At 65.9% G+C, this 12,216-nt stretch carries 11 protein-coding genes; 8 read left to right on the top strand and 3 right to left on the bottom strand.

The features are described from left to right. Positions 1-213: 213 nt before the first annotated feature. Positions 214-951 (bottom strand): GntR family transcriptional regulator, encoded by a 738-nt coding sequence (locus tag BVC93_RS20755; RefSeq protein ID WP_083739114.1) that lies wholly within the window; start codon positions 949-951, stop codon positions 214-216. Between the two features lie 239 nt (positions 952-1,190). Between BVC93_RS20755 and iolC the strand changes: the two genes are divergently transcribed. Genes iolC through BVC93_RS20725 form a run of 6 tightly spaced genes read left to right on the top strand, consistent with a single transcriptional unit; the run spans position 1,191 to position 7,783 of the window. Continuing rightward, positions 1,191-2,162 carry a 5-dehydro-2-deoxygluconokinase gene (iolC, locus tag BVC93_RS20750; protein ID WP_083739113.1) on the top strand — a complete coding sequence of 324 codons (972 nt, stop codon included), beginning with the start codon at positions 1,191-1,193 and terminating at the stop codon, positions 2,160-2,162. Further along, entirely contained in the window at positions 2,155-3,030 is an 876-nt protein-coding gene (locus tag BVC93_RS20745; protein WP_083739112.1) for a Cgl0159 family (beta/alpha)8-fold protein, read from the top strand. The genes iolC and BVC93_RS20745 overlap by 8 nt, the downstream gene beginning before the upstream one ends. A 5-nt stretch (positions 3,031-3,035) precedes the next feature. Then, complete coding sequence (iolB, locus tag BVC93_RS20740) at positions 3,036-3,899, top strand: 5-deoxy-glucuronate isomerase (protein ID WP_083739111.1); 864 nt, start codon at positions 3,036-3,038, stop codon at positions 3,897-3,899. A gap of 3 nt (positions 3,900-3,902) precedes the next feature. Further along, a complete protein-coding gene (gene iolD / locus BVC93_RS20735; protein WP_083739110.1) occupies positions 3,903-5,852 on the top strand; it encodes a 3D-(3,5/4)-trihydroxycyclohexane-1,2-dione acylhydrolase (decyclizing) in 1,950 nt (649 codons plus the stop codon). 9 nt (positions 5,853-5,861) lie between these two features. Beyond that, complete coding sequence (locus BVC93_RS20730) at positions 5,862-6,764, top strand: sugar phosphate isomerase/epimerase family protein (protein WP_083739109.1); 903 nt, start codon at positions 5,862-5,864, stop codon at positions 6,762-6,764. Positions 6,765-6,781: 17 nt separating this feature from the next. Beyond that, positions 6,782-7,783, top strand: a complete 1,002-nt coding sequence (locus BVC93_RS20725; RefSeq protein WP_083739108.1) for a Gfo/Idh/MocA family protein — start codon at positions 6,782-6,784, stop codon at positions 7,781-7,783. 37 nt (positions 7,784-7,820) lie between these two features. Here BVC93_RS20725 and BVC93_RS20720 read toward each other — a convergent pair whose 3' ends face one another. Both BVC93_RS20720 and BVC93_RS20715 read right to left on the bottom strand, forming a co-directional pair. Beyond that, positions 7,821-8,306 carry a hypothetical protein gene (locus tag BVC93_RS20720; RefSeq protein WP_083739107.1) on the bottom strand — a complete coding sequence of 162 codons (486 nt, stop codon included), beginning with the start codon at positions 8,304-8,306 and terminating at the stop codon, positions 7,821-7,823. Between the two features lie 99 nt (positions 8,307-8,405). Next, positions 8,406-10,580, bottom strand: coding sequence for a glutamine synthetase III family protein (locus tag BVC93_RS20715; RefSeq protein WP_083739106.1), 2,175 nt, complete (start codon positions 10,578-10,580; stop codon positions 8,406-8,408). 232 nt (positions 10,581-10,812) lie between these two features. Between BVC93_RS20715 and BVC93_RS20710 the strand changes: the two genes are divergently transcribed. Both BVC93_RS20710 and BVC93_RS20705 read left to right on the top strand, forming a co-directional pair. Then, on the top strand, positions 10,813-11,046 hold the full coding sequence (locus tag BVC93_RS20710) for a hypothetical protein (RefSeq protein ID WP_083739105.1): 234 nt from the start codon (positions 10,813-10,815) through the stop codon (positions 11,044-11,046). 102 nt (positions 11,047-11,148) lie between these two features. Then, positions 11,149-12,213 carry a YncE family protein gene (locus BVC93_RS20705; RefSeq protein WP_236950044.1) on the top strand — a complete coding sequence of 355 codons (1,065 nt, stop codon included), beginning with the start codon at positions 11,149-11,151 and terminating at the stop codon, positions 12,211-12,213. Positions 12,214-12,216 lie beyond the last annotated feature (3 nt).

Below are 12,216 nucleotides of genomic sequence, written 5' to 3'. Positions count from 1 at the left end.
GGCCGGGTTCGGCCGGTCATAGATCACGCACTCCTGATGATGTAATACGCATCACAGGCAGAAGTCAAGACTTTGTTCTGACATTAGGACTGCAAGTCAAATGCGAGTCAGGCCGACGCCCGCGGGCGGCAAACTCACAGGCTTGATAGCGGTAGCCAAAGGTGCTGCACCACAAGGGATCCGATGATTTCAGCAAAGATCCCGGACGCTAGGTCAGCGATCTACCAACGTGGTGTCAAAGTAGTAGCGCGACGCCCGATAGACGTGATTGCCGTACTCGACGATGCGGCCGGAGTCATCAAAAGCAGTCCGCGACATGACCAACAACGGGGCCTTGGGTTTCTCGTCGAGCAGCCGGGCCTCGTCACGGTCGGCAGCCTTGGCGCCGATGCGCTGGCGGGCCAGCCGGATGTGCACCCCGCGCGACCGAAGGGCCTGGTAGAGGCCGGCGCGCTCGAGTTCCTCCTGATCCGGCGCCAGGGCAGCGGGCAGGTGGTTGGTCATCAGGGCCAACGGCTGACCGCCGGACGTCCTCAGCCTGCGCATGGTCACCACTTCTGCATCGGGTGCCAAATTGAGGTGTGCGGCAACATCTTCGGCCACCGGTCCCAGCCGGTACTCCAGTACGCGGGTTGCCGGTTCCTGCCCCGCCCGTGCCAGGTCGTCGAACAGGCTGGTGAGCTCGACGGGGCGGTGCACGGGCGTCTGGACCACCTGCGTGCCGACGCCCCGTTTGCGGACCAGCAGGCCCTTGTCCACCAGTTCCTGGATTGCCCGCCGCGTGGTGGGTCTCGACAGATTCAGGCGCGAGGCCAGCGCCAGCTCGTTCTCGAACCGATCCCCCGGCTTAAGCTGCCCGTCCAGGATGGCCTTCTCGAATACCTGCGCCACCTGGAAATACAGCGGCACGGGGCTCGAGCGGTCAATTTCGACGGACAGCGTGGTGGTCACTCCTGCTCCGATCCTTTGTCCTCACTGACGCGAATTCGCTGACGGTGAACAACAGACTACCGCGCTATGACGGAAAGTAAGAATGTCCGAACAAACTCTTGACACAACGGGGTGATCCGGAGCACAGTCGACACCGACACCGGGCGCGTCGCCTTTCCCGACCGACAAGATGCTCGGTCCGGTCAGGCGCCTCTGCGCACTTTGAACAGACAACACGCACTACCGATTCGGAGTCAGCCGTGACCCTCACAGAACCCTTCGACGTACTCGCCATCGGTCGCAGTGGCGTCGACGTCTATCCCCTGCAGATCGGCGTCGGCCTCGAGGACGTGGAGTCGTTCGGCAAGTTCCTCGGTGGCAGCGCAGCCAACGTCGCGGTCGCCGCAGCCCGACTCGGTAACCGAGCCGCACTCATCTCAGGCGCGGGCAACGATCCGTTCGGCCGCTTCGTCCGCACGGAACTCGCCCGACTGGGCGTCGACAACCGCTTCGTCACCGAACACGGCGAGTATCCGACTCCGGTGACCTTCTGCGAGATCTACCCACCCGATCACTTTCCCCTCTACTTCTACCGCAAGCCGTCGGCCCCTGACCTGCAGATCCGCGTCGACGAGCTGGACCTCGACGCGGTGCGCTCAGCCCGGCTGTACTGGTCCACCGTCACCGGTTTGTCCGAAGAGCCCAGTCGCAGTGCACATTTCGCGGCCTGGGAGGCTCGCGGGAGGGTGCCCCTGACAGTGCTGGACCTGGACTACCGGCCGATGTTCTGGGAGTCGCCGTCCGCGGCCACCGAACAAGTGCAACGGGCACTGAGCCAGGTCACGGTAGCCGTCGGCAACCGTGAGGAGTGCGAGATCGCCGTGGGCGAGTCCAATCCCCACCGGGCTGCCGACGCACTGCTGGACCTCGGTGTGGAGCTGGCGATCGTCAAACAGGGCCCGCGCGGGGTACTGGGCAAGACACGCAGCAGTTCCGTCGTGGTACCCCCCAACGAAGTGGACGTCGTAAACGGTCTGGGAGCCGGAGATGCCTTCGGCGGCAGCTTGATTCACGGCCTGTTGCACAACTGGTCGATCGAGAAGACCCTGAGGTACGCCAACGCCGCTGGTGCCATCGTGGCCTCCCGGCTCGAATGCTCGACCGCCATGCCCACGGCCGCCGAGGTGGCTGCCCTGGCCGAAGAGACCGCAGTGGAGGCCGTCAATGTCTGAGTGCCGTGACTACGCCGAGGTCACCGACCTGCGCGCATCCAACCCGGGTGCCGTCCAGCGGGCCTGGGACAGCCGTGTGACCCGTCCGACCATGCGCGGCAACGGCAGGTTGATGATCGTGGCCGCCGACCATCCGGCCCGCGGCGCGCTGGCCGTCGGCAGCCGACCCACCGCGATGAACAGCCGCACCGATCTGCTGGACCGGCTGCAGGCCGCACTGGCAGACCCTGGTGTCGACGGTGTGCTGGCCACCTCCGACATCCTCGACGACCTCGTGCTGCTGGGTGCGCTCGACGACAAGGTGGTGTTCTCGTCGTTCAACCGAGGCGGGCTGGCGGGAGCGGCGTTCGAACTCGACGACCGCATGACCGGAGCCACCGCCGCGTCCACCGCGGCAGCCCGGATGAACGGCGGAAAGATGTTGTGCCGCATTGCCCTCGACGATCCCGGTACCGTGGCCACCATGGCGGCGTGCGCCCAGGCCGTCGATGAGCTGGCCGCCAACGGCCTGATCGCCATGGTCGAACCTTTCATGTCCACCCGGATCGATGGCAAGGTACGCAACGACCTGTCCCCCGACGCCGTGATCAAGTCCATCCACATCGGCCAGGGCCTCGGGTCCACCTCGGCCTACACCTGGATGAAGTTGCCGGTGGTCGACGAGATGGACCGGGTGATGGAGGCCACCACACTGCCCACCCTGCTGCTCGGCGGTGATCCCACAGATCCCGATGAAGCCTTCGCGAGCTGGGAAAAGGCGTTGGCGCTGCCGTCGGTGCGCGGCCTCATCGTGGGACGCACGCTGCTCTACCCGCCGGATGACGACGTGAGCTCCGCGGTGGCCACCGCAGTGGCGATGGTGCGGTAGGGAACATGCACAGCAAGCTCTACATTCCGGCCCGCAGCGCTGCGCAGCCTTACACCGTCGACATCACGCCCGAGAGCGCGGGCTGGACCGAGACGTCGCTACAAGTCCTCGAACTCGACGGCGGCAGCGTCGACTTGGGCACCCGCGACAACGAGGTGATGATCTTGCCACTGGCCGGAGGCGGGTCCGTCACGTGTGACGGGGTGACCTTCGAACTGTCCCCGCGGGCCTCGGTTTTCGACGGCCCCTCGGACATGGTGTACCTGGGGATCGACCAGCGGTACACGTTGTCCGGCGCCGGCCGGTTCGCTGTCTGCGGCGCACGCGCCACACGGTCGTTGCCCAACCGCCGAGTGGCCGCCGCCGACGTAGCGCTGGAACTGCGCGGCGCCGGCAACTGCAGCCGCCAGGTGCACAACTTCGGCACTGCCGACACCTTCGAAGCCGATTCCCTGATCGCGTGTGAAGTGATCACGCCCGGCGGCAACTGGTCCAGCTATCCGGCGCACAAGCATGACGAGAACACCCCGACCCAGAGCGCTCTCGAGGAGATCTACTATTTCGAGATCGCTGACGGACCGGACAACTCGCGCGGCTTCGGCTATCACCGGGTGTACGGAACACCGGAGCGGCCCATCGAGGTGCTCGAAGAAGTCCGCACCGGAGATGTGGTCCTGGTGCCACACGGCTACCACGGCCCGTCCGTCGCCGCCCCCGGCTACCACATGTACTACCTCAACGTGATGGCCGGACCGGGCGCAGAACGCGCCTGGAAGATCGTCGACGATCCCGAACACACCTGGTTGCGGGGTACCTGGGACGGCCAGGACGTCGATCCGCGCCTGCCACTGCATGATCCGAAAGGCTGAGCCATGGTCTCCACCGCACCCAAGTCCGCCGCGAAGTTCGCCGACTCCGAGGACACCGTCCGGCTGACCGTCGCCCAGGCCACCGTCCGCTTCCTGGGAAACCAGTACGTCGAGCGCGACGGACAGCGGTCCCGATTCTTCGCAGGCTGCTTCGGCATCTTCGGGCACGGCAATGTCGCAGGCCTGGGTCAGGCGCTGCTGCAGGACGAGATCGCCGCCGGCACAGCCGGCACCGAACCGCTGCTGCCCTACGTGCTGGGCCGCAACGAACAGGCCATGGTGCACAGCGCGGTCGCCTACGCCCGCCAGAAGGACCGCCTACAGGCGTGGGCCGTGACCGCCAGCGTGGGACCCGGTTCCACCAACATGCTCACCGGCGCGGCGCTGGCCACCATCAACCGGCTGCCCGTTCTGCTGCTGCCCGCCGATACCTTCGCCACCAGGGTCAGCTCCCCGGTATTGCAGGAACTCGAACTGCCGTCCTCCGGCGATGTCACCGTCAACGACGCGTTCAAACCGTTGTCGCGGTATTTCGACCGGGTGTGGCGGCCTGAGCAGCTGCCCGCCGCTCTACTGGGGGCCATGCGGGTACTCACCGATCCGGTCGAAACCGGTTGCGCCACCGTCGCAATCCCCCAGGATGTGCAAGCCGAGGCGCACGACTGGCCGGTGTCGCTGTTCGCGGAGCGCACCTGGCACGTCGCACGACCGCTACCGGAACACGCCGTGGTCAACCGCGCCGCCGAGCTCATCCGCTCGGCGAAGAAGCCGCTCATCGTCGCCGGTGGCGGGGTCATCTACTCCGACGCCACAGATACCCTCGCCGCATTCTGCGAACACACCGGCATCCCGGTCGGAGAAAGCCAGGCCGGCAAGGGATCACTGCACTACGACCACCCCCAGTCGGTGGGCGCCATCGGGTCGACGGGCACCACCGCAGCCAATGCCTTGGCCTCCGATGCCGACCTCATCATCGGAATAGGGACCCGCTACAGCGATTTCACCTCCGCATCGCGCACGGCGTTCAACAACCCGGACGTCCGGTTCATCAACATCAACGTGGCGTCGCTGGACACGGTGAAGCAGGGCGGCCTCAGCGTCGTCGCGGATGCCAGGGAAGCGCTGGAGGCACTGGGCGCGGCGCTGGGCGACCACCGGGTGTCCGAGCAGTACCGCACCCGCGTCACGGAACTGGCCGCAGAGTGGCAGGACACCGTATCCGCGGCGTACGCCTGCCAGGACGGCGTGCAACTGAACCAGAACCAGGTCATCGGCTTGGTCAACACCCTGTCGGACCCACGGGACGTGGTGGTGTGTGCGGCCGGATCGATGCCCGGTGATCTGCACAAGCTGTGGCGGACCAGGGATCGTAAGGGCTATCACGTCGAATACGGCTTCTCCTGCATGGGGTACGAGATCGCCGGCGGCATCGGTGTGCGCATGGCCGCACCGGACCGCGACGTGTTCGTCATGGTCGGCGACGGCTCCTATCTGATGATGGCCACCGAGATCGCCACCGCTGTCCAGGAGGGTGTCAAAGTGATCCCGGTTCTGGTGCAGAATCACGGATTCGCCTCCATCGGTGGGCTTTCCGAATCCGTCGGCTCACAACGATTCGGCACCGCCTACCGCTATCGCAGTGACGACGGCCGTCTCGACGGCGGCAAGCTTCCCGTCGATCTGGCGGCCAACGCCGCCAGCCTGGGTGCCGACGTCATCAAGGCGGCCACCGCCGCAGAATTCGCCGACGCAGTCAAGGTGGCCAAGGCCGCCGATCGCATCACGGTGATCCACGTGGAGACCGACCCGATGATCTTCGCCCCGGACAGCCACTCCTGGTGGGACGTGCCGGTCAGTGAGGTTTCCGAGCTGGAGTCCACCCAGGCCGCCTATCAGCGTTACGCGGAATGGAAGAACGTCCAGCGCCCCCTGTTCAACCCCTCCGACCGCTGAGGTATCCCGATGGGCACAATCCTGGTGGGCTCCGCTCCTGACTCCTGGGGTGTGTGGTTTCCCGACGATCCCAACCAGACCCCCTACACTCGCTTCCTCGACGAAGTGGCAGCCGCCGGCTACCGGTGGATTGAGCTGGGACCCTACGGCTATCTGCCCACCGACCCGCAGCGACTACTCGACGAACTGGGTGCTCGTGACCTGAAACTCTCCGCGGGAACGGTTTTCGAGCACCTGCACCAGGACGCAAGCTGGGATGCGGTGTGGAGCCAGATCGAGGACGTCGCCAGACTCACCGCGGCCGCGGGCGCCTCACACGTCGTGGTCATCCCCGAGATGTGGCGTGATCCGGCCACCGGCGCCGTGCTCGAGAACCGCACCCTCACCCCTGCACAGTGGCACAACAAGACCAGGGGTATGAACGACCTGGGGCGTGCCATGTTCGAAAAATACGGTGTGCGAGCCCAATACCATCCGCATGCCGACAGTCATGTGGACACCGAGGAGAACATCTACCGCTTCCTCGACGGCACCGATGCTGAATTCGTGAATCTCTGCCTGGACACCGGGCACGTCTCCTACTGTGGCGGCGACAACATCGCGATCATCAATCGCGCACCCGAGCGCATCGGCTACCTGCATCTCAAACAGGTCGATCCCGGGGTGCGGGCCAAGGTGGCGGCCGCAGACCTGCCGTTCGGTGAAGCGGTCAGACTGGGCGCCATGACCGAACCGCCGCGGGGCATCCCGGAGCTGCCGCCGCTGCTGGAGGCCGTCGAGAAACTGGGCATCGATGTGTTCGCCATCGTCGAGCAGGACATGTACCCGTGCGAGGTCGACGCTCCCCTGCCCATCGCCCGGCGCACCCGACAGTATCTCGGGTCCTGCGGCGTTCCTGCGGTCCGGTTCTGAAGAGAAAGCGAAGAGCGATGTCTGACTTGCGAATTGCCGTTCTGGGTGTCGGTGTCATGGGCACTGATCACGTCGCACGCATCACGTCGAAGATCAGCGGAGCCCGGGTGTCCGTGGTCAACGACTACTTCACCGAGAAGGCCGAGCAACTTGCCTCGGAGATCCCGGGGTGCCGCGCGGTGGCCGACCCGCTGGATGCCATCGCCGACGCGGAGGTCGATGCCGTGCTGCTGGCGACCCCCGGCCCCAGTCACGAGAAGCAACTGCTGGCCTGCCTGGAGCACCGCAAGCCGGTGCTGTGCGAGAAGCCGTTGACCACCGACTCCGCCAGCTCTTTGGAGATCGTGCGGCGCGAGGCCGAACTCGGCGTTCCGCTGATCCAGGTGGGCTTCATGCGCCGATTCGATCACGAGTACGTCCAGCTGAAGACGCTGCTCGCCGGAGGCGCCCTGGGTGAGCCGTTGCTGATGCACTGTGTGCATCGTAACCCAGCTGTACCAACGTATTTCGACAGCATGATGATCGTCCGCGACTCGCTGGTGCACGAAGTGGACGTCACCAGATTCCTCTTCGATGAGGAGATCACGTCCATCCAGATCATCAAGCCTTCCGCCAATCCCAATGCACCCCAGGGCGTGCAGGACCCGCAGATCGCGGTGTTGCGCACCACATCCGGCAAGCACGTCGACGTCGAGCTGTTCGTCACCACCGGGGTGGCCTACGAGGTTCGCACCGAGGTGGTCGGCGAGTTGGGCAGCGCGATGATCGGTTTGGACGTGGGCCTGATCCGCAAGAGCGCACCCGGGCACTGGGGCGGGCAGATCACCCCGGGCTTCCGCGAGCGTTTCGGCCAGGCCTACGACACCGAGATCCAGCGCTGGGTCGACGCCGTCCACAGTGGGGTCAACGTGGACGGGCCCACGACATGGGACGGCTACGCCTCCACCGCCGTGTGCGAGGCCGGAGTACGGTCGCTACAGTCCGGTGCCGTGGAGACCGTGGAGCTGGCGAAGCGCTGACGGCGACGGGCCGCCGCGCTCAACTCACCCCGATGACCTACCCGCCGCCGTCGATGCCCTGGCGCGGGTCCGCGGGGTGCCGGTGCGCCTCAATGGCCTCGATGTCGTCGAGCAGCTCTTCTCGGCTGCCGTACTCGGCGAACTGATCACGCATCAACGCCTCGTAGTCGGCGAACTGGACCAGGTAGCCGTCCTCCAAGACCGTCACCATGGTGGGCACCCAGGAATCGTCGTCGGGGGCCGACGGCAGCCACGACCACATATCGGAGCTGTCCTCGATGTGCTCGTGCATCGGCTCCCAGCCACGACGGATCAGGACGCGACCCAGTTCTTCGTCGCCGTACACCTGCTCGGCTTCTTCGGCCAGTGACTCCGCGAGCGCCTCCAGCATGCCGTCAGGTAACGCGATGTCGAAGTCCGATGCGGGTTCGGCGACGCTGTTGTCCTGGTACTCCGAGCCGGCCCGCCCAGTGCGCCAGGCCTTGCCCTTGGACTTCTTTGCGCGACTCTTGCTCTTCGGCATACGCGCGAGACTAGTCGCCACAAAGCAACGAGCGTGCGCACCCCCGGGGCTGCGACACCATGTGTCGGCCGGGGACGCGCACGCTCGCGCCGAGGTGGATCAGAGGATGTAGAGCATCTCCTGGTAGGTGGGCAGCGGCCACAGATCATCGGCCACAACGGATTCCAAGGTGTCGGCAGCCTCACGCACGGCAGCCATGGCGGGCAGCAGCGCTTCCCGGGCATGCGTGGCCTCTTCGAGCGAGCCCTCGACGTGCTCGCCCAGTGCCGACTTCAGCGTTCCCAGCGCCGCCGTCAGAGCTGAGATCGGAGCCGAAACCTCCTCCAGCATCATCAAACTGGGCTCAACACCGGCCTTCTTGAGCGCCGCGACGTTCTGCGCGAGCTCGGTCTGGTAGCGCACAGCGGCGGGCAGGATCACGGTGGTGCCGATCTCCAATGCCAGCTTGGCCTCGACGGCGATGGTCAGGGCGTACTGCTCGAGGCGCACCTCGTAGCGGCTGTGCAACTCACGCTCGTTGAACACGCCGTACTTCTCGAACACCGCGATGGCTTCCGGCGTGATCAGCTCCGGGATGGCATCGAGGGTGGTCTTCAGGTTGGGCAGCCCACGCTCGGCCGCCTCGATCTGCCAGTTGTCGGAGTAGCCGTCGCCGTTGAACACCACCGCGCCGTGCTCGGTGATGATCTCGGTCAGCAGCGTCTGCACGGCCGCATCGAAGTCCGTGCCCTCAGCCACGGCGGCCTCCAGCGCGGTCGCCATGTAGTCCAGCGAGTCGGCCATGATCGTGTTCAGGATGATCATCGGGACGTTGATGGTCTGGCCTGAACCGGGGGCGCGGAACTCGAACCGGTTGCCGGTGAACGCAAACGGGCTGGTGCGGTTGCGATCGCCCGGGTCGGTGGGCAGCACGGGAAGGGTGTCGACGCCGATGATCATCGTCCCCTTGCCCTTCGACGAGGTGGCCGCGCCCTTGGCGATCTGCTCGAACACGTCGGCCAGCTGCGCCCCGAGGAAGATCGAGATGATGGCAGGCGGGGCCTCGTTGGCACCGAGGCGGTGATCATTGGTGGCCGAGGCCACCGACACCCGCAACAGGCCCGCGTACTTGTGCACGGCCCGGATGACGGCGGCACAGAAGACCAGGAACTGGGCGTTCTCGTGCGGGGTGTCACCCGGCACCAGGAGGCTGCCGAACTGGGCGTTGCCCATGGAGAAGTTGACGTGCTTGCCCGATCCGTTGACACCGGCGAACGGCTTCTCGTGGAACAGGCACTCCATGCCGTGCTTCTTGGCGATGTTGCGGAAGGTCGTCATCAGCAGCTGCTGGTGATCGGCGGCGATGTTGGCCCGCTCGAACATCGGCGCGATCTCGAACTGTCCGGGAGCGACCTCGTTGTGCCGGGTCTTGGCGGGGATACCGAGCTTGAACAGCTCACGCTCGGTGTCCATCATGAACGCCAACACCCGGTCCGGCACCGAGCCGAAGTAGTGGTCGTCGAACTCCTGGCCCTTGGGCGGCTTGGCGCCGAACAAGGTGCGGCCCGCGTTCACCAGATCGGGGCGCGCCAGGAAGAAGTGGCGGTCGACCAGGAAGTACTCCTGCTCGGGGCCACAGAACGACACGATGTTGTCGAAGTTCGAATGCCCGAACAGCTTCAGGATGCGCTCGGCCTGGGTGCCCATGGCCTGCTGGCTGCGCAGCAGCGGAGTCTTGTAGTCCAGGGCCTCACCGGTCATCGAGACGAAGACCGTCGGGATGCACAGCGTGTTGCCGTTGGGGTTCTCCAGGATGTACGCCGGGCTGGTGACATCCCAGCCGGTGTAGCCGCGCGCTTCGAAGGTGCTGCGCAGGCCACCCGACGGGAAGCTGGAGGCGTCCGGCTCGCCCTGGATCAAGGTCTTACCGGCGAACTCGGCCAATGTCTGGCCGTCGGACACCGGCTCGAGGAAGCTGTCGTGCTTCTCGGCGGTCAATCCGGTCATGGGGTAGAAGACATGCGCGTAGTGGGTGGCGCCCTTGCTCAACGCCCAGTCCTTCATGGCCGAGGCCACCGAGTCGGCGACGGCGGGATCCAGCGTCGCACCCTTCTCGATGGTGGCGACCACGGACTTGAACACCGATTTCGGCAGGCGGAGCTGCATCTCGGCCTTGGTGAACACATTGGAGCCGAAGATCTCTCCGGGTGCCTCGGTGGGGTCGAAGCTGATGGCCGGAGGTTCATAGGCCTCCACGCTGTTGATCGCCTGCAGACGGACGGCATTTCCGCTCATGGACTTCCTTACTGCTTGCGTCCGCATCTGGTCGACGGACGTGTGACCGACCCAACCTAGGAACATTCGATGGCAAATTTGTTACAGACGCGTCAACGTCAGAATGCGGCACAGGACGCAAAGAGTGGGACGGACGGCAAACAACCGCGTGAGCGTTGAGGATCTTTGGAGAATCCGCCAAGAACCACCGCCGATCCTGTGTTCACGCAAGTCCGAAACACAGGAGGAAACAATGTCGAAGTTCGCCACCGCCATCCGGTCCGCCATCGCCGCCACCGCCATCGGTATCGCCGGCCTGGGATTGGCAGGCACAGCCGTCGCTGCCCCGGCACCGGCTCCCCAGACCACCCACGCCGCTGCCGAGGCGCCGGCCGACCTGGTGGCCAAGGCCTGCGCCGTCGCCAAGGCCCCCGGCTCTGACTGCCCGGCTACCGACGTAGCGCAGAAGGCCGCTCGCCGACGCTGACCGGGATGATGTGACGCCCTCATCCAGGGGGCGTCACATCATCGTCACCGAGGAGCAGACATCAGCCGCCGGCGGCCGGGGTACCGCTGCGGCATGCGTGCCATGGCCACAGTGGTCGCCGTCTGCGCCCTGCTGACCGGCGGCTGCGGCGCCACACCCCCGTCGCCCAATGCCCCGTCCGGGACAACAACCGGCCTGCTGCCTTCCGGCGTGCCCACCGAAGGCACCCGCCCCGATGCCGACGGACTGCCCTCACCGGCCGAGCCACAACAGGCGCCGCCACCTCTGAACGACCTTCCCGGCAGACAGGTCCGGGTTGGGACGTCACCCGAAGGCGTCGTCGTCGACCCCGTCACGCGCCGCGTCGCCATCGCCTCCAGGGAGCCGAACGAACTGGTCCTGCTCGACGCAGACAGCGGAACGGTCAGCGGTCGCAGTCCGCTGCCCGGCTTCGCCCGCCATCTACAACTCGCGGCCCCGGGAGGGCCGGTGCTGGTGCCGGTAGAGAGCGCCGACACGCTGGTTCGGGTGGACCTGCCCAACGGTGCAGTCCGACAACAAATCCTCACCGGCACGTTCCCCCACGACGCCGCCCAGGCCGGGAACGGCATCGTCTTCGTCGCCAACGAGCACGGCGGCACCGTGGCAGCCCTGCGCGGTGACGACATCGTGATGGTGTTCACCGACAGCGTGCAACCGGCCGGTCTGGCTCCCACCGGCTCGGTGATGGGATTGCTCGACGTCCGCAAGAACGACCTCACGGTGTACGACGTCGACAGTCTCGCCATCGTCGGATCAACACCGGCTGGTGCGGGCCCCACCCATCTTGTTGCCGACAAGCACGGCCGGCTGATCGCTGCCGACACCCGCGGCGACGCGGTGCGTGTGTTCACCGCACTCCCAGAACCAAGAGAAGTGGCCAGCGTCGTCCAACCCGGCGGTCCGTACGGCATCACCTACGACGAGGTGCGCGATCGGGTCTGGGTGGCCTCGTCGGGAGCCAACGAAGTGGTCGGCTATGACATGACCCAACAGACGCCACGCGAGGTCGCGCGGATACCGACGCTGCAGAATCCGTACACCCTCGGCGTCGACGCACGCACAGGCCGGCTGTTCGTGGCTGGCACGACATCGGGGAATGTTCAGATCATCGACCCTCAGGAATAGATT

Origin of the sequence: Mycobacterium sp. MS1601, assembly GCF_001984215.1 — a bacterium.
Taxonomy (GTDB): Bacteria; Actinomycetota; Actinomycetes; order Mycobacteriales; family Mycobacteriaceae; genus Mycobacterium.
Note: the sequence above shows the minus strand (reverse complement) of the source record. Positions and strands in the feature narration are given on the sequence as shown.